The sequence below is a fragment of the Psychrobacter sp. Marseille-P5312 genome, assembly GCF_900291405.1.
Classification (GTDB): Bacteria; Pseudomonadota; Gammaproteobacteria; order Pseudomonadales; family Moraxellaceae; genus Psychrobacter; species Psychrobacter celer.
Map to the genome: position 1 here is coordinate 1061211 of NZ_OLML01000001.1, position 16969 is coordinate 1078179.

Consider the following 16969-nt stretch of genomic DNA (forward strand, 5'->3'; position numbering starts at 1 on the left):
AGCGTTAAAAAACTGTATTCAATTTTAGCTTTGCAAGAATTCCGCCCCAAATCCCTGATTTCCTAAACCCCCAAACCAAAACGCACACTATGAATATAGTGGGCGTTTTTTTACTTAAGACACAACTATATAAACCAATATCAGCCGCGCATATTGCTTATTTTATAGAAACCTTTTGCTATACTAGCCCCACTTTATCGGTTAAATACCCACTTATAACACCCTCTCAAACAGCATGGTAGCCTTATGAAATTCTCAAAGTTCGGTCAAAAATTTACCCAGCCCACTGGCATCTCACAATTGATGGATGATCTGGGCGATGCGCTAAAAAGCGATCAGCCAGTCAATATGCTGGGCGGTGGTAACCCTGCCAAAATTGAGGCCGTCAATGAGCTGTTTTTGCAGACCTATCAAGCGCTGGGCAATGATGGTAGCTTTAATAATAGCGATGAGACCAATAGTACAGCAACAACTAGCATGGCAAACTACTCAAACCCGCAAGGCGATGCCGCCTTTATCGAGGCGTTGGTGGGGTTTTTTAACCGTCATTATGACTGGAATTTGACTTCAGAAAACATTGCCCTGACCAATGGCTCGCAAAATGCATTTTTCTATCTATTTAATCTATTTGGCGGTGCGTTCACTGATGAGCAGAACGAATCTGTCGATAAGTCCATTCTACTGCCATTGACCCCTGAGTATATCGGCTATAGCGATGTGCATGTGGAAGGTCAGCATTTCACCGCCGTGTTGCCGCATATCGATGAAGTTACCCATAATGGCGAAGAAGGCTTCTTTAAATATCGTGTAGATTTTGACGCGTTAGAGAACTTGCCAGCGTTAAAGGAAGGTCGTATTGGGGCGATTTGCTGCTCACGTCCGACCAACCCGACGGGCAACGTGCTCACCGATGACGAAATGGCGCATTTGGCCGAGATTGCGCGTCGCTATGAGGTACCACTGATCATCGATAACGCTTATGGTATGCCCTTCCCCAATATTATTTATTCAGACGTCACGCTCAACTGGGATGACAATACCATTTTGTGTTTTAGCCTGTCCAAGATCGGCTTGCCGGGGGTGCGTACGGGAGTTATCGTGGCCGCGCCTGAGGTCATCGCCGCAGTCAGCGCGATGAATGCGGTGGTCAATCTCTCGCCCACGCGCTTTGGTGCGTCTATCGCCACGCCTCTGGTCGAAAACGATGCCATTAAAGACGTGTCGGATAACGAGATTAAGCCGTTTTATCAGCAGCAAGCAAAAAAGGCCATTGCGCTGCTCAAACAAGAGCTGGGTGATTATCCATTGATGATTCATAAGCCTGAGGGGGCGATATTCTTTTGGTTGTGGTTTAAAGACTTGCCGATTACCACGCTTGAGCTGTACGATATTCTCAAAGAAAAAGGCACGCTTATCGTCCCAAGTCAGTATTTCTTCCCTGGTGTCGATGTCAGTGACTATCAACACGCGCATGAGTGTATTCGCATGAGTATCGCAGCGGATGAGGACACGTTGGCCAAAGGCATTGCGGTGATTGGTGAGGTGGTGCGAAAGCTGTATGATGATGAGTAGGTTCTACTGATTTTAATGCTGACGTAAGGTAGAATAAGGTAACAGATATTAAACTTTAAAACTTCGCTAAATAATACGCTTTACCACATTTAGGAAAGCTATGATGAATTATGACATACATATTGAAAACTTAGGGGCTATCGAAGAGGCTGATATTACTATCACGCCTTTGACTATTCTTGCGGGTGAAAATGGGACGGGTAAGAGCTTTGTAACTAAGTTTTTGTATTCAATATTGAATGTAACTATTTTAGATGTTTTTTCAAATGAGTTGAACCTATTACATTTAGATATCAATAATAACATTTCTCGAATTAGCGACTTTATAGGCTCTAGAGGTTTTAATATAAGTAGGTTAGAAGTAATAAATAACTTAAAGGAGAATATAGAACAGTTATTCAATGAATTAAAGCATAATGCTAAATATCCGTTAATACACGTAGATTCGAAAAAATTTGAGAGTGTAAGAAGCTCTATAAACCTATTTAAAGACACTTTTTCTGATGTTATAAAATCTTTAGAAGAGTTAGGTAAAGACGAAAGTAATAAAGATTTTGATAATTTAATACTGAAATATACTACTAAAATCTTATCTAATAGTCTTGATATGTTACTATTCGCTATTGAAGAACCTAAACAATACTTCATAAAAATAATAGAAGATAATATTGAAAATGAGTTAAAAAGCAACTTTCAAGTATCAGAAATAAGTATGTTAGTGAAAAAGGATTCAAAAGAAGCTGTTTTTAATATAAAAAACATAATTGAGATTAATATTTTAAAAGATAACTCTGTAAAAGCTTTTTTTCACGAAGAAAACCTGTTAAGTAATAATAAAATCAATCGTGTTATGTTTTTTGAATCTCCTGTTTATTGGAAATTATTACCGATTATCGATAACAAGGACAATGTTCAAAAATATATTTCTAATTTAATTAGTAATGAACGCTTAACAGGCGTTCCTAAACACTTCCTTGACCTAAAAGAACTCCTATTTACTGATTTTAAAGACGGAGAGCGCCCTGAATTTATAATCAAATGTGCTGATGAGTTAGAAAGCAAGTTACAAGGTAAGTTTAAAGCCGCGAATAGCGACTTAACCTTTGAGAATAGCAAAGGTCAAAGCATCTCAAAAAGCCTAGTTTCCTTTGGTATGACTAATCTTGGTATCTTTCAGGCAGTGCTAAGCAAGAACATTATTAATAAAGGCTCATTTGTATTTATTGATGAGCCTGAATCTAACTTACATCCTGAATGGCAGGCTATTTTAGCGAATGTCTTAGTAGAGCTTGCCAAAAACGGTGTCTACGTTATTGTCACAACTCACAGCAGCGATATGCTAAAAGCGTTTGAAATTAGTACCCAAGAGCAAAAGGTAGGTGATGAGCTATCAACTTATTATTTTCAGACCGATGGCACATTATTAGCAATGGATGATAAAGATTTTTCCCCTATTGAGCAGGCTCGAAAAAAACTGCTAGAGACTTATGAGAACTTGATGATTCGAGGTTACTTACTGTGAGTAGCAGCATCGACTTAGAACCATTTAAACAGCTGATGCAGCATAGTGATGGTGAATGTTGTGACTTTTATGGTTATAAGATAGATGAGAGCAATGGTTTAAGAGCATATCTTGGTTTTAAAGAAGGTCAGATGAACCAAGCAGATTACTTCTTAATTAGTAAAGAGACTAGTGAAGTACAAATTATAGAGTTGACGGATTTAACTGAAGATATTAGAGACTGTATTATTGCTGAATCAATACTATCAGAAGAAAATGCAAGTTTTGCGCAGATACTAAGTAAAAGCCCAAAAAAAGCCAGTAAAATTGTACAGCGTAGAATTTGGGCAGAGGTGATTGCTGAATTCAAAAACAAATGGATGGGTTCCATCGCTATTTTAGAACGTTACTGTCGTAAAGATGGTCACAATGGTGACTTAGACTATCAAATGTTGATTGTCTTGAAGTCGAATACTGACCCAAAAGAAATAGAAATCTTAAGAAATAAATTGGTGGGTATGATTGGTAGAGTGCCTGTTTGCAATACTGACAGTATTGAACAGCTATTGCTTGTTAAACTACCTTGATATGAGTAAGAATCTTTATATCAAAAACAAAAAACGGACTAATAAATAGTCGTTTTTTTATATGATGAGTTTATGAAAATGATCTAACCAAACTCTTTTAGTAAAGCTTTAGCACTCATTTTACCAAAGTCATTTGCCGCGAGTGGCCCGTCACCTGAGATCAGCTTTCTATCTTGATGCGTTTGTCCTGAGGCCAGTTTATTATCAATAGTAACGCCCAAATCTTCTAACTTTTCAGCAAAGTACCATAGCATAGGTCCTGGCAGATAACCGATTTTTGGCATTTGCTTATCCATCGCAGTGGGGAATGCCACCATTTTATAACCTTTAAAAATAAAATCGCGCTTGGAATTGTCTTCATCAGAACTGTCAGGACTATTAAGGTCAGCCGCCAATAACGCTGCAGGCCCGTGACAAATCGCTAAGGTAAACAAATCGTTTTTATACGCCCAGCGTAGCACTGCACCAAGGTTTTTATCCTCCGGCAAGCCGAGCATAGCGCCGTGACCACCGGGAATAAAGATCGCCGCGTATTCAGTGCTTTCTGCCATATCGTTTTTGACGAAGTCAGCGATGCTGTTTGGACTCTTAAACTTGGACTCGTACTCACTATAAATTTGTTTAACGTCGTCATCGTCTTCTGGCATCGCCCACTGCTCGACCTTGACCGCCTCGCCTGTTGGCGTAAACACATCGACATCAAAGCCTGCTTTTTTAAAATGTAATAACGGCACCATCATCTCCACCGGATGATTACCGGTATCAAATTTATTGCCGTTCTCCATAGTCATATACTGCTCTTCGGTACAGACCATCATAATTTTCTTATCGCCCATATAGGGATTATCGTAATTAGTATGATCGTAGTTGGTTTTATTCGGCGCAGCTATCTTTAGCGATGATGTTGAGGGAATATAAATGCCTGCTTCAGTTTCTTGCGGCCCTAAGCCTAGAGTATTTTTGGCGTTGTCTAAGGTGTCTTTGGCTTTATCTAATAGATCTTGCATATTCATAGTGGCTTCCTTTTTTATTGCTTATAGTTTTATGACTTGTATTGGCTCATCAAGAAAGATGACACCTATAAAGTAGCAAAATAAGGAAACGTGAAATAGACGAGACTTTTTATGTTTCGTAAGCTTTGTAAAGATAAGGCCGCTTATGAGCCTGCAACTGGCACAATTTTTCTTGCGTGCTGTGCCTACGCCGCTCAAGGCTACGAAAAACCACGTGTCTTCTCACTGTATCGTTTTTATATCGGATTGACTATAGTGACAGGCGACAGCAGAAGCTAGCTTTAGCCGTCCATTTTTTTATGGCGCTTAAGCAAGACTTTGGCATGGGGGGTGGGCTGAAATATTTTTAGCCATTTATTGGCCGCATACAGCACCAAGGGCAGCAGGCAGGTGTTTATCAGGTCGTGTAGGCTGGCTTTGATATCCAAGACTCCCAGCGCAAACACCCCTTTTGGAAGGATGATATGGCGATTATCCAGATACTCCCCGAGCAGCGCCACGCTCACCACCACCAGCAGGGCCATAAAAGCTCTGAGATTTTGGTTTTTGATAAGAGGGCGCAGTATCAGCAGGCACAGCAGATAGACCCCGACACCGACATAGATGTGCAGCGCATCTTTGGCTAGGCTTGTGACATCGATGATATTGATTTTAAAGGCGGTAAAATCCACTGGTGTTTTCCATATATAACAGCAAGCAATAGCTGCGGCCTATAAGAAGTGAGCAACGCCGTCGACTCGCCTTTCAGGCTGATATCTGTTCAGCGTGACTACTGATGAAAAAGACAGCGTTGTCTGGCTATATATCCCATTCGACAAAGTTTTTTAATAACTGCAAGCCTGCGGTGTGGCTTTTTTCGGGGTGAAACTGGGTGGCAAACAAGTTGTCTTGGATCACGCTGGCACAAAATGGCTGGCCATAGTCGCAGACAGCAGCCACTTGTGCGCTATCGGCAGGCGCGCAGTAATAACTGTGCACAAAATAAAAATACGCATGGTCATCGATACCGCGCCACAATGGATGGTGAAAGTCCATACCGCTAATGGTATTCCAGCCCATGTGCGGCACTTTAATCGTCGCGCCTTGCTTGTCTGTCCACGCCGGATCAAAGGCTTCTACGCTACCGTTTAGGATGCCTAGGCAATTTGTGCCGCCATTCTCGCTTGATTGCTCAAACAGCGCTTGCATACCGACACAGATGGCCATCACGGGTTTGTTAAAGATCGCGTCGCGTACGACATCATCGATACCCGCAGCGGCCATACCAGCCATACAGTCGCGCATGGCACCGACACCGGGGAAGACGATTTTGTCGGCAGCAGCGACGACTTTTGGGTCATTGGTGATAGAGACGTCTGCCCCTACCGCTGACAATGCTTTGCCAGCTGAGTGCAAATTACCCATGCCATAATCTAATAAGGCGATTTTGGTCATTGATTGGTTCTCGTTTTTGAATCGTTTTTATTATATTTGATAACAGCGGATGAGGTACAGATAAAATCCTGCTACGAGCAAAAGCACTAACTGTACAAGCCGTGCAATAAGCGCGGCTGTGACCGTAGCAGCACCGCACCTATCCTTAAAACGCCTCTTTGGTCGACGGCAAGGTATTTAGCGCGCGCTCATCATATTCACAGGCCATACGCAGGGCGCGAGCAAAAGCTTTAAAGGTCGACTCGATTTGGTGATGGCTGTTTTTGCCTTTAAGATTGTCCAAATGTACGGTCATCCATGAGTGGTTGACAAAGCCGTAGAAGAATTCGCTAAACAGATCGACATCGAACTTGCCGACATGTGAGCGGGTAAATGGAATATCCATATGCAGACCTGGACGCCCTGAGAGATCGACGACCGCGCGCGTCAACGACTCATCAAGCGGCGCATAAAAATGCCCATAACGGCGGATGCCTTTTTTATCGCCCAAAGCTTTGTTAAACGCTTGGCCCAAAGTAATACCGGTATCCTCGACACTATGGTGATCATCGATATAAGTATCGCCTGTGCATTTTATATCTAAATCAAAGAGACCATGACGCTTGATCTGATCGATCATATGATCCAAAAACGGCACCCCTGTATCGACGACGCCTTGACCGGTGCCATCGAGATTGACCGTACATTTGACTTGGGTCTCAGCGGTATTGCGCTCGACGGTAGCGGTGCGCGCTGGACGGCCATGTAGGTTTGGGGTTTGAGGCAAGGACTGTTCAGGGGTATGGGTGGTCGAATTGGCTGTCATGGCTACTCTCTATCAATAAAAGCGGTCAATAAAATGTGCTCAATAAAATAGGACGACAAACGTCCAATAAACACTCGTACGTTGCGAGCGGTGTCAACAAAGTCTGTCAATGACAAAAGATTAAAAAAGACTAAAATATGGCTGGCGCGCACGGGCTAAATGCAGTTTGTCTGCCAGAGACAATACGCGGCCTACCTGCATCATAGCAAACCCTAACCACGACCGCCACGGCCAAGCGCCAAACCACGCACAAAATCTGCGTATTCTGCTAAAATAGTGCATTGAGTTTTATCAATCATCAATGCTGTGACGCTGTGATGCCACGTGCTATCTTGTTTATACCGACCTGACCTTATCACTGTCTATTTATAACATTCCATTTTTGATAGGAACAACTGCCATGCCTTTAGAAGCCATTGCCATCAACCGCTTAGACGCCCCGCTGATCAAAAAACCTGCACGCGACAATGAGCTGGCCGAGCGCTTGGCGGCACTATATGACAGCGATGAGACCCAGCCTAGTGGGGCAGAGGTGCTTCGGCTCGTTGAGCAAGGATTTAGACGCGGGCAATATCTATACGTCGGCATGTTTAATGATAAGCCCATCGCCGCAGTGGCTTGCTTCGATGACGGGCAAACCAATGCCAAACGCCTACAGTACCTCACCGTACATCTAGAAAACCGCAAACGCGCGATTGATGCCAAGTTTATCAAACTGGTCTATGATGCCGAGGTCAAAAAAGGCGTGCGAGAGTTCGTCCCTGCCGATGATGCTATTCATCGTATCATGAGCGAGTATGAGCTGCTGCGCGTCAAAGACTAGCGCGTGTCCTCAATTCAATCATTCAAAGTAAGACGAAACCCGATTATTTCGCTTATATTGACGGATATAGAGACTTTTATCACATAAAATGCAAAAACCCCTTGACAGCAGCGGCGATATTTAGTTTAATAGCGCCTCAACGAAGACGGCTCGATAGCTCAGTCGGTAGAGCAACGGATTGAAAATCCGTGTGTCGGCAGTTCGATCCTGCCTCGAGCCACCATTCGTTTACTAGATTCTAAAACCCCAAACATTGAGAAATGTTTGGGGTTTTTTTATGGCTGATTTTTATGGATTAATACTCACTTAACGCTGGTATAGCCGACCGCGCAATAACACCTCACAGCGCTCGCGCGAATCCAAATCATACACCGTCGCGCGGTAATCAATACCATGACGCCCCTCAAAAAACACCACCCGATCCCCCACCGCCAAAAAACACGACGTGCGCGCATCATAGATAAAACCATCAATCACAAAGGCCAAGTCACGGTCTATCTCTCGTACGGTATAGGTCTCACCCTGCGGGATAAAACGCTCAAACCACGCGCCATATGCCGCCGTGGTACTGAGTACACTGATGAGTAGCGCCGCGACACCCAACCTATATTTTGAAAATAAAATCGAGGTGATGCCACATGGTTTTATACGTTTTATTGTCATGGTTTTGACCTACTCAGTAATCATCAAACGCTATCTAATGCTGGCCTTAGCGATAAAGCCAGCAGCGGTGATTCATATAGTAATCGCTCACTGTCACGGTTGTATAACACTTTTGCGCTGTTTTTTAGACAGCTGCGCTCAGTATACTCGATAGTAGCCGTAAACATCATACAAAGGATAAGGGCACACGATGCGAGAGTTTGATTATGACTTAGATTATAAAAACCTAGACCTGCGCGCGCAGCCTGAGCTATACCGAGTCGGGCGCGGCGAGCAAGGAGTGCTGTTGGTCGAGCCCTATAAGTCTGAGATTTTGCCATACTGGCGCTTTGCCACTCCTGAGGTTGCCAAGCAAAGCAGCGAAACGATTTATCAGATGTTTTTGGATTACTTGGCAAAGGATGATTTTGTCGGTGCTGACATGGCGCGCAAGTTTATCCAAATGGGCTACACACGCGCGCGGCGCTATGCCAATCACAAGGGCGGTAAAAAATACAAAGGGGCGGTACCTGACGATAAAAAAGGCCAAAGCGGCGCGCATGGCCGCGAAGAGTTACCGCGTCAGCAAGAGGACCCTATCAAAGCAGAGTCCGCTCGTATTTTTAAGCAAAAATGGGACGCGTGCCGTAAAAATGACACCTATCTACAAATGAAAAAAGCACACCGCGAGCGCTATAAAGATGTCGACTAGCGATATTTAAGCCTGCATAAAAGTGGGTGCAAAAGCTTAGCTGTGCTATGGTAGCACAGACGATCAAGATAGCTATCCTTGTATAAAATAGATACAGCGCTTGGCTCGCTTGCAGCGCCCCCCACTCATTGCACACTGTCGCTTGCCTGCCTTGCCTTATATTGCTTGGTATTGTTTGGGCATCGAAGCTATCTTAAATCCGCTATAGCAACACAAAACCGAGAGGAATAATGGATAAGCAACTGTTGATTTTTGATTTTGATGGTACGCTCATCGATAGCGTACCAGACTTGGCCGATGCCGTAAACGCCATGCTGAGCACACTTGGCAAAGACACCTACCCTATTGATACCATACGTAACTGGGTCGGCAACGGCTCACGCATGCTGGTGGCACGTGCTTTGGTCGGCAAAATAGAGGTGCTAGAAGACGAGCTAAATACAGACACTCTGGATCACGCCGAAGCGGTGTTTTTTGCAGCTTATAAAGATATCAGCGGTAGCAAAACGGTCGCCTATCCAGACGTCGATGATGGTCTCAAACAACTAAAAGCAGCGGGCTACACACTGGCTTTGGTCACCAACAAACCCATTGGTTTTGTCCCAAAAATCTTACAGTCCTTTGGCTGGCAAGAGCTGTTTAGTGCTGTGCTCGGCGGCGATAGCTTAGCGCAAAAAAAACCAGATGCCGCGCCGCTGCTACATGTCTGCCAAACGCTGGGCGTCACGCCAGCACAAGCCATCATGATAGGCGACTCTAGAAATGATATCTTGGCCGGCCAAAACGCTGGCATGGACACGCTGGGGCTGTCTTATGGCTACAACTATGGACAAGATATTCGTAAGCTAAATCCCACCCATGCGTTTGATGACTTTGCCGCCTTAGTGCAATGGGTCCTGCAAAACGATGCATAAGCGATAAAATACAGTCTATAGACCTTTAACTTAGGCGAGCCTGATTTGCTGTTATGCTTTGCCCCGATAGCTGAGCGCCTCTGACAAATGAGCGCTGGTGACATCATGACTATCGGCAAGATCGGCAATGGTACGAGCAACGCGTAAGACTCTATGATAGCCACGCGCCGATAAATTAAGTCGCTGCTGCGCCAACTGCAACAGTTGCTGCTCGCCCTCGCCCAGTGGCACATACTTATCGATCTCGCTTGGGCTCAGTGCATTATTGACCTTGTGTTGCCGCGTTATTTGGCGTTGATGCGCGGCGGCAACACGCTCGCGGACTTGGGCTGAGGTTTCGCCTGCCTGCGCGCTCTGCAAGTCTGCGATGGGTAGTGCAGGTACAGTGATGTGCAAATCAATACGATCAAGTAGCGGCCCTGAGAGTTTGTCTTGATAGCGCTTGATCTGCTCAGGTCGACAGCGGCAGCGTCCCGAGCCATCACCGTCATAGCCACATGGGCAAGGGTTCATCGCCGCTACTAGCTGAAAGCTGGCCGGAAAGGTCATTTGTGAGTTGGCACGGCTGATGGTGATTTGCTTGGCCTCCAACGGCTGACGCAAGACCTCGAGCACAGTACGATCAAACTCTGGTAGCTCATCGAGAAATAAAACCCCCTTATCAGCAAGTGTTATTTCACCAGGTTTCGGACGTGAGCCACTGTCAGTTCCAACAATAAGTGTCATAATTAGACATCATTTCTTTATCTACATCCAATTATTACCTAGATTAAATGTCAAATATTACCAATAATAAGTGTCAGATTCTTACAAATTACCAGAAATAGGTGTCATAATGTTCAAACATCAAGCTCGTAAAATAAAACCGACAAGACGGAGTGTTTCAGGTGTCATTTCTTACAAGAAAAAGCCGCTTGCTTACGAATCGACCTTAGAAAGAGATTTTATTATTTATCATGCTTTTCGGGAAGATGTTAAAAACATCACACCTCAGCCTGTGAAGATACCTTTTAATAAAAATGGCAGAACCTATCGTTATACGCCTGATTATTATGTGGAGTTAGATGCTAAATCGGGTAAGTCGTTTATTGCAGAGGTTAAACCAAAACAAGAGTGGCAACTAAACTGGCGTGATTGGTCTGACAAGTGGAAGGCAGCTAAACGGTATTGTAAGGAAAAAGGTATCAGATTCATCATATTCGATGAAGACAGGGTTAGACATGAGGCGCTTGATAACATTAACTTTCTGAGAACTTATGAAACCATAAGAGTTAATAACGAAGAGGTTGAGGTAATACTCACTGATATTAAGCAACGTGGCATAACTAGTGTTGACTATATCTTAGAGAGATACTTTAAATCTAAGCTTTACCGACCTGATGGACAGGCTCTGGTTTGGCACTTAATGGCAAGTAAGCAAATCGGGTTTGATATTTGGGATGACGTTAAAGACCCGCAAATGGAGGTCTGGCATGTTGGACACTGAAATCGTAACCAAACCAATAGGACTAAGGATGAGTTCTCATTTCGACACTAGCAGTAAATATAGGCGTGACCATATTCAAATGGTGCTTGGCGGTATTTATCGTAATAAAACCGATGATGAGTACCAACTTATTGAGTACCTTGATGACTTAAATCAAGCGGTATTTAAAAACTTAAAAACATTGAGTAATCATGTCTTATCAATCCATGACTTCGATAACGTGATAGACGGTGCAAATACTTCTGTTGTCATCGATCTTAATGATATTGGCGATGATGAATGGCAAGAAGCTCAAAAGAAGTACTTAGCTATCACCCCACTCATTATGGAGGAAGACTGGTATGGCGAAGACAACTATCGGGGTGAACAGGGCTATGAAAGAAGAGCTAAAGAAGTTGGGGTTTCTAGTCGTACTCTTAGACGATGGGTTGACGCTTATCAATCGACAGGCTCAATTGGATCCTTAATTGATCAAAAAAGAGGCTGGAAAAAAGGGACTAAACGTCTAAATGAGGAGACAGAAAACCTTATTAACGAAGTCATCAATAATTTTTACCTTACTGTTCAAAGACCTAATGTGCAAGCCACTATCAGAGAGATTCATAGGCGTTGTTATGTAGAGGATATTGAGAAACCTAGCAAGAACACCATCCGTAACCGTATCAAAGAAATCAAAGAGAAAGACCTATTGCGCGGTCGTGGTCAGAGAAAACGTGCAAAACAAAAATTCACCGCTAAAGCAGGTCATTTTCCTGACGCAAAATACCCTCTCAGTGTTATTCAGATAGACCACACACCAGTAGATTTGATACTGGTTGATGATAAGCATAGAAGACCTATTGGTCGACCATTCATTACAGTGGCTATTGATGTCTATAGCCGCATGGTTACAGGCTATTATATTTCACTAGATGCGCCCTCTGTTACTTCGGTTAGTATGTGCATCTCACGAAGTATTTTACCAAAAGATGAGTTGTTGCTTGAGTTTGGATTATCCGATGTGAAATGGAATGTCTTCGGTATACCTAAAAAAATCCACGTCGATAATGGTTCTGATTTTAGAGCTGAAAGTTTGCAGAAGTCTTGCGCTTTTCATGGTATCAATCTTGAATTTAGGCCACTAGCAAGACCTGAGTATGGTGGTCATATTGAACGATTTATTGGCACTATAATGAAGCGTGTACATGAATTGCCGGGCACTACTTTCTCTAACATTAAAGAAAAAGACGAATATAACTCTGAGAAACATGCCAGTTTAACCTTGCATGAGTTTGAAAAATGGTTCTTGACCTACATCACGATGGATTATCACGAAAGTATACATTCAGGTATTAAACGTAGCCCTAAAGAGCAGTGGCGCATAGGTATATTTGGTGAGGGCTTTGAAAGCGGTATTGGATTACCACCAATCCCATCAGACCGTCATACGCTGGTACTAGATTTTATGCCGAGTGCCCTGCGTACTATTCAAAGGAATGGAACAACAATAGGTGGCTTGCAATATTACGATGCTTGCTTAAACAACTTCATTAATCATACTGATGATAATGGTAATAAGACTAAGTTTATCTTTAGGCAAGATCCAAGGGATATTACTAGAATATGGTTTTATGATCCTGAGTTACTACAATACTTTCCTGTACCACTAGCAAATCAAGTTCTGCCGCCAATTAGCCTTTGGGAGTATAGGAAAGTTTATAAGCAAGTCAAACAGGACTCAGGAATCGTTAACGAGGCGCTGATATATCAAGCATTACAAGATATACATACCCTAGTTGAAGAATCTCAAAATACGACTAAAAAGGTACTTAGAAGTGAGCAGCGTAAAAAATCTCATACTAAATCGCAAACAATGTACGGCAAGTTGAAATCAGATGAAAGTGAAGAGGTAGATATACTAGACACGTTGCCAGAATCGACTAGGGTTTTAAACAAAAAGGCGGTAGAGACAAGCCTTGATGGGTCTAATGACAATGATGACGACCTATACTTTGAGGATATTGACTGATGAACGAATCTTCATACACCCACATTCATGAAAAGTTCAGACATATCGCTCATCTACCCGATAAAGAAAGGATTGAATTTATCCACTCTCCAAGGTGGGTAGGCTACAACACAGCCAATCAGGTTATTGATGTTATGCAGGGATTGATGAACCATGTAAAGCAACATCGTATGCCAAACTTGCTGCTTATTGGAGATTCCAACAATGGCAAAACCACAATCATAAACCGTTTTTATGATAAGTTTGGAGAAAATTATACGGTTGATGAGACATTAGTTATACCTATAGTCAAAATCCAAGCGCCCCCAACTGCCAGTGAAAAGGATTTGTATATCTCTATTATTGAAGCGTTTAAGCTGCCATACAGACCAACCGATGCTGCCAATAAATTGAGATACCAAGTCGTTAACGCCTTTAGACACACCAACGTCAAGATATTAATTATTGACGAAGTTCATTCAATGCTTACGGGTACAGCCAGACAGCAACGAGCCATTATGAATGTTATAAAATTCTTATGTAACGAATTGCTTATGCCTATCGTGCTTTGTGGCACTAAAGACGCTGTTCGTATTCTACACACTGACCCACAACACGCTAGTCGCTTTGATGTAGCTGAGCTCTCTTTATGGTCAAATGATAAAGAGTTTAAGCGTCTAGTTGGTAGTTTTGAGAAGATTTTACCACTTAAAAAGCCGTCTAAACTCATTGAGACTGAAAAGGTCAATTTAATCTATAGCATTAGTACAGGCAACCTTGGCGATGTTAAGCGTTTAATTAACGATTGTGCTATTAGCGCCATTGAGTCAGGTGAAGAAGAAATCACTGTTGAGAGTATCAGGGGCAAGTCATGTCTAAAACCGACCAAAGGGCTACGCAGAATTATTGGGTAAAACCACTGACTTTTGCCACACCTTTTCTATACGGTGAGAGCTTAACATCTTGGCTAGTACGCGCCGCGCTTAGGCACGGATGTAGTCCTTTGACCTTTACCTATTACTACTGGCCTAAGTATCGTATTTGGACGTATGACGTTGATAAAGGTTTTGATCATATCGATGGACAAATCAGATCTGATATTGCAACTCTAGCAGGTCACAATATCGATACTTTCGATGATCAAATATTGATCGATTTCTTAGATGATACGCCAGTTAAATCAGACAACAAAAAACCTCTACTTTGGACAGCACCCTTATCAAAACGCAACCGCTATTCAAGGGTAGGTTATCCCTTTTGCCCTGACTGCATGAGCGATGATAAAGAGGCTTACCTTAAGTTGCAATGGCGCTTTACATGGTCTGTCTGCTGCACTAAGCATAAGACATTCTTACAGGTAGATTGTGGGTACTGCAATCAGCCTTATCAGCCCCAGCTTTTAAGTCCAGAGCAGCAGTTCATCAATCGCTGTCACTCCTGTCTTTATAAGATAGATAAAGCTATATCAGATATAACGCCAAGCGCTGCACTCATTGATTTTCAACTGCTTGCTGATCAGGCTTTTTTCAGCAAACAAGGCATTGTTTTGGGGCAAGTAGTCAGTATGGCTCAGTGGTTTGAGTACCTGCTATTTTTAATAAATTTAGTCAGGCGAGGTCTGCACAATCCCAACTATATGTTCGGCAAGCTACTGACTGTACTAGAGATTGATACTAGCGTTTTATCACTACCCAAAACGGCACTCAGATTTGATTATTTGCCGATAGAAGAACGAGTGTTACTGCTTGAGTGCGCTTACCACCTATTGCAAGTTGACAGTGATGAATGGATCAAGGCCTGCTTAGCTCTTAATATTACCCAAAATAGCTTCCAGTGGTCAAAGTACACGGTTATACCTAAAGCCTTTAGCGAGGTATGCGATCAGCTCCATAGAGTACCTACGCGGCAACACAAAGCACAATCAGAGGATATACAACCCGCCTCACCCAAGGCAGTAATGACGGCATGGAATAGACTTAAGCGCAAGATGCAGATGAGAGAAAGTTATGACAAGCATAGAGAAGACTAAACATCGATGCAACTCCTGCGGTAATAAAAACGTTAAGATAAAAAGACGCTATAAAGATGATACCTATTGCGCCAATTGTTATCGGATATGGTTTGTTAAAAAGCCTTGTAGTCAGTGCGGTGAGATAAATCGCCTGCATAAAAAAGAGGACTTTGCCGTCTGTAGATCTTGTCGTATGAGTCAGCCCTGTATTCGTTGTGGCGGCGCGGCGGTAAAAGATGGGGCTAACACTGAATACGGACGAGTCTGTCAGACATGCTATCAAAACTATTTCAAGGTCAAAAAAGAGTGTTTTGAGTGTGGTGAGTTTAAAAGGAATATCAGTCGATATTCAAAGCTATCTCATGATTATGCAGTATGCACAAGCTGCTATCAAAGTCATTTTATGCAAAGCTGTTCTTTATGCGGAAGGTATAGGGAGCTTGTCGATACTAAGCAAGGTAAGATATGTCAGAAGTGCCATGAGTTCGGTGAGATACCTTGCGAGAGTTGCCATAAGCTTATGCCTGCTGGTATGGGTAAGCGGTGCAATGACTGCTATTGGTCACAAAGACTTAAACATGAGGCAAAGATAAATACTTACCTGCTTTCTTCCACTCTAATGAAACAGGCCTATACTGACTTCTCCGAATGGTTTATGGTCAATAAGGGTAGTATGACCGCTGCCTTAAAACATAATAACTTTATCGATTTTTTTGTTCGCTGTGATGAGTTATGGGGCAATATACCTAATTATGAATCTTTAGTGCAAGAGTTTAAACCTAATGGATTACGCGAGTATTTAACAGTGCTTCGCTGGCTGATTAAGACCAAGCAAGTTGTGGTAGATCTCAAGATTAAAGATCAGATTGCAGAGGATGAGCGCATTGCTAACTTGCTGGCTAAATTTGATGATAATGCACCTGATTGTATTAGTACATACCACCAATATTTAGATCAAAAACTACTCAATGGCAAAACCTCTCTTAAATCAGTCAGGTTAGCCTTGCAGCCTGCAATAGACCTATGTACTAAATACGACATTAAAGGCTCGCATACGCCAAGTCAGGAACAACTAGATGGGTATTTGCTAGTTAAGCACGGTCAGTACAACGCATTATATGGTTTCATCGCTTTTTTGAACAAAAGTTACGGTTTGAACTTGGCTTGCAACAAGCCTAGTAAGGATGATGTTCAAAAGCTCAAGAAGAAAGAGATTGAAAAGAAAATGATGGTACTTTATGACCAACCTAAACCGTTATCGGACAAGGATGAACTGATGTGGATACAGATGAGTATGAGTTATTTTCATCAGGTGGATATTCAAGTGAAGACGCTTAGGACATTACCTACCGAACCATGCGATGAAGATGTATTTAAAATAGTATTTAATCAAAAAGAGTATTGGCTACCAAAAATATAATAAACACCGCACCACTTAGCATATAGCTGACTAACTTTTAGAAGATTGTAATTAAACAGAGG

Annotated in this window: 16 protein-coding genes, 1 tRNA gene and 1 pseudogene; 12 read left to right on the forward strand and 6 right to left on the reverse strand. The window is 42.7% G+C overall.

The genetic code is table 11. From position 1 onward, the window contains the following. The first annotated feature begins 246 nt into the window (after window positions 1-246). The 3 genes from C6W44_RS04575 (at window position 247) to C6W44_RS04585 (ending at window position 3660) form a co-directional block, all read left to right on the forward strand. Complete coding sequence (locus C6W44_RS04575; RefSeq protein ID WP_105244406.1) at window positions 247-1572, forward strand: valine--pyruvate transaminase; 1326 nt, start codon at window positions 247-249, stop codon at window positions 1570-1572. Between the two features lie 100 nt (window positions 1573-1672). Then, on the forward strand, window positions 1673-3094 hold the full coding sequence (locus C6W44_RS04580) for an AAA family ATPase (RefSeq protein WP_105244407.1): 1422 nt from the start codon (window positions 1673-1675) through the stop codon (window positions 3092-3094). Next, a complete protein-coding gene (locus C6W44_RS04585) occupies window positions 3091-3660 on the forward strand; it encodes a hypothetical protein (RefSeq protein ID WP_105244408.1) in 570 nt (189 codons plus the stop codon). Before C6W44_RS04580 ends, C6W44_RS04585 begins: the two co-directional genes overlap by 4 nt. Window positions 3661-3743: 83 nt before the next feature. Here C6W44_RS04585 and C6W44_RS04590 read toward each other — a convergent pair whose 3' ends face one another. The 4 genes from C6W44_RS04590 to hisB form a co-directional block, all read right to left on the reverse strand. Then, window positions 3744-4673 carry a DJ-1/PfpI family protein gene (locus tag C6W44_RS04590; RefSeq protein WP_105244409.1) on the reverse strand — a complete coding sequence of 310 codons (930 nt, stop codon included), beginning with the start codon at window positions 4671-4673 and terminating at the stop codon, window positions 3744-3746. A 281-nt stretch (window positions 4674-4954) separates the two neighbouring features. Then, window positions 4955-5344, reverse strand: coding sequence for a hypothetical protein (locus C6W44_RS04595; protein WP_105244410.1), 390 nt, complete (start codon window positions 5342-5344; stop codon window positions 4955-4957). 127 nt (window positions 5345-5471) lie between these two features. Next, window positions 5472-6107 carry an imidazole glycerol phosphate synthase subunit HisH gene (gene hisH / locus C6W44_RS04600; RefSeq protein WP_105244411.1) on the reverse strand — a complete coding sequence of 212 codons (636 nt, stop codon included), beginning with the start codon at window positions 6105-6107 and terminating at the stop codon, window positions 5472-5474. 145 nt (window positions 6108-6252) lie between these two features. Beyond that, on the reverse strand, window positions 6253-6912 hold the full coding sequence (hisB, locus tag C6W44_RS04605; protein WP_227526355.1) for an imidazoleglycerol-phosphate dehydratase HisB: 660 nt from the start codon (window positions 6910-6912) through the stop codon (window positions 6253-6255). A gap of 400 nt (window positions 6913-7312) precedes the next feature. On the opposite strand from hisB, the gene C6W44_RS04610 reads away from it, so the two are divergent. After that, complete coding sequence (locus C6W44_RS04610; RefSeq protein WP_105244412.1) at window positions 7313-7735, forward strand: hypothetical protein; 423 nt, start codon at window positions 7313-7315, stop codon at window positions 7733-7735. 147 nt (window positions 7736-7882) lie between these two features. Beyond that, window positions 7883-7958: transfer RNA gene (locus tag C6W44_RS04615), tRNA-Phe, on the forward strand. Between the two features lie 83 nt (window positions 7959-8041). Here C6W44_RS04615 and C6W44_RS04620 read toward each other — a convergent pair. Next, on the reverse strand, window positions 8042-8398 hold the full coding sequence (locus tag C6W44_RS04620; protein ID WP_105244413.1) for a hypothetical protein: 357 nt from the start codon (window positions 8396-8398) through the stop codon (window positions 8042-8044). A 190-nt stretch (window positions 8399-8588) separates the two neighbouring features. Here C6W44_RS04620 and C6W44_RS04625 point away from each other — a divergent pair, with 190 nt between their 5' ends. Both C6W44_RS04625 and C6W44_RS04630 read left to right on the forward strand, forming a co-directional pair. Then, window positions 8589-9089 carry a DUF4385 domain-containing protein gene (locus tag C6W44_RS04625; protein WP_105244414.1) on the forward strand — a complete coding sequence of 167 codons (501 nt, stop codon included), beginning with the start codon at window positions 8589-8591 and terminating at the stop codon, window positions 9087-9089. A 230-nt stretch (window positions 9090-9319) separates the two neighbouring features. Continuing rightward, a complete protein-coding gene (locus C6W44_RS04630; RefSeq protein ID WP_105244415.1) occupies window positions 9320-10003 on the forward strand; it encodes a phosphoglycolate phosphatase in 684 nt (227 codons plus the stop codon). Window positions 10004-10054: 51 nt separating this feature from the next. Here the strand turns inward: C6W44_RS04630 and C6W44_RS04635 are convergent. Beyond that, window positions 10055-10726, reverse strand: a pseudogene (locus C6W44_RS04635) (ATP-binding protein); the annotation flags it as partial. Between the two features lie 112 nt (window positions 10727-10838). Between C6W44_RS04635 and C6W44_RS04640 the strand changes: the two are divergent. Genes C6W44_RS04640 through C6W44_RS13370 form a run of 5 tightly spaced genes read left to right on the forward strand, consistent with a single transcriptional unit; the run spans window position 10839 to window position 16907 of the window. Next, the gene (locus tag C6W44_RS04640) at window positions 10839-11489 is read left to right on the forward strand and encodes a TnsA endonuclease N-terminal domain-containing protein (RefSeq protein ID WP_105244416.1); all 651 of its coding nucleotides are present in this window, start codon (window positions 10839-10841) and stop codon (window positions 11487-11489) included. 28 nt (window positions 11490-11517) lie between these two features. Beyond that, a complete protein-coding gene (locus tag C6W44_RS04645) occupies window positions 11518-13497 on the forward strand; it encodes a Mu transposase C-terminal domain-containing protein (RefSeq protein WP_158676694.1) in 1980 nt (659 codons plus the stop codon). Beyond that, window positions 13497-14390, forward strand: a complete 894-nt coding sequence (locus tag C6W44_RS04650; RefSeq protein ID WP_105244418.1) for a TniB family NTP-binding protein — start codon at window positions 13497-13499, stop codon at window positions 14388-14390. The genes C6W44_RS04645 and C6W44_RS04650 overlap by 1 nt, the downstream gene beginning before the upstream one ends. Continuing rightward, complete coding sequence (locus C6W44_RS04655) at window positions 14348-15505, forward strand: TniQ family protein (RefSeq protein ID WP_105244419.1); 1158 nt, start codon at window positions 14348-14350, stop codon at window positions 15503-15505. Before C6W44_RS04650 ends, C6W44_RS04655 begins: the two co-directional genes overlap by 43 nt. Then, the gene (locus tag C6W44_RS13370; RefSeq protein WP_158676695.1) at window positions 15483-16907 is read left to right on the forward strand and encodes a hypothetical protein; all 1425 of its coding nucleotides are present in this window, start codon (window positions 15483-15485) and stop codon (window positions 16905-16907) included. Before C6W44_RS04655 ends, C6W44_RS13370 begins: the two co-directional genes overlap by 23 nt. Window positions 16908-16969: the final 62 nt, after the last annotated feature.

What these genes read in the sequence shown, in the direction of transcription:
- C6W44_RS04620 (WP_105244413.1), bottom strand. Translation starts at nt 8,398, where the DNA reads ATGACAATAAAACGTATAAAACCATGTGGCATCACCTCGATTTTATTT.
- C6W44_RS04645 (WP_158676694.1), top strand. Translation starts at nt 11,518, where the DNA reads ATGAGTTCTCATTTCGACACTAGCAGTAAATATAGGCGTGACCATATT.
- C6W44_RS04625 (WP_105244414.1), top strand. Translation starts at nt 8,589, where the DNA reads ATGCGAGAGTTTGATTATGACTTAGATTATAAAAACCTAGACCTGCGC.
- hisB (WP_227526355.1), bottom strand. Translation starts at nt 6,912, where the DNA reads ATGACAGCCAATTCGACCACCCATACCCCTGAACAGTCCTTGCCTCAA.
- C6W44_RS04590 (WP_105244409.1), bottom strand. Translation starts at nt 4,673, where the DNA reads ATGAATATGCAAGATCTATTAGATAAAGCCAAAGACACCTTAGACAAC.
- hisH (WP_105244411.1), bottom strand. Translation starts at nt 6,107, where the DNA reads ATGACCAAAATCGCCTTATTAGATTATGGCATGGGTAATTTGCACTCA.
- C6W44_RS04610 (WP_105244412.1), top strand. Translation starts at nt 7,313, where the DNA reads ATGCCTTTAGAAGCCATTGCCATCAACCGCTTAGACGCCCCGCTGATC.
- C6W44_RS13370 (WP_158676695.1), top strand. Translation starts at nt 15,483, where the DNA reads ATGACAAGCATAGAGAAGACTAAACATCGATGCAACTCCTGCGGTAAT.
- C6W44_RS04650 (WP_105244418.1), top strand. Translation starts at nt 13,497, where the DNA reads ATGAACGAATCTTCATACACCCACATTCATGAAAAGTTCAGACATATC.
- C6W44_RS04575 (WP_105244406.1), top strand. Translation starts at nt 247, where the DNA reads ATGAAATTCTCAAAGTTCGGTCAAAAATTTACCCAGCCCACTGGCATC.
- C6W44_RS04655 (WP_105244419.1), top strand. Translation starts at nt 14,348, where the DNA reads ATGTCTAAAACCGACCAAAGGGCTACGCAGAATTATTGGGTAAAACCA.
- C6W44_RS04580 (WP_105244407.1), top strand. Translation starts at nt 1,673, where the DNA reads ATGATGAATTATGACATACATATTGAAAACTTAGGGGCTATCGAAGAG.
- C6W44_RS04640 (WP_105244416.1), top strand. Translation starts at nt 10,839, where the DNA reads ATGTTCAAACATCAAGCTCGTAAAATAAAACCGACAAGACGGAGTGTT.
- C6W44_RS04630 (WP_105244415.1), top strand. Translation starts at nt 9,320, where the DNA reads ATGGATAAGCAACTGTTGATTTTTGATTTTGATGGTACGCTCATCGAT.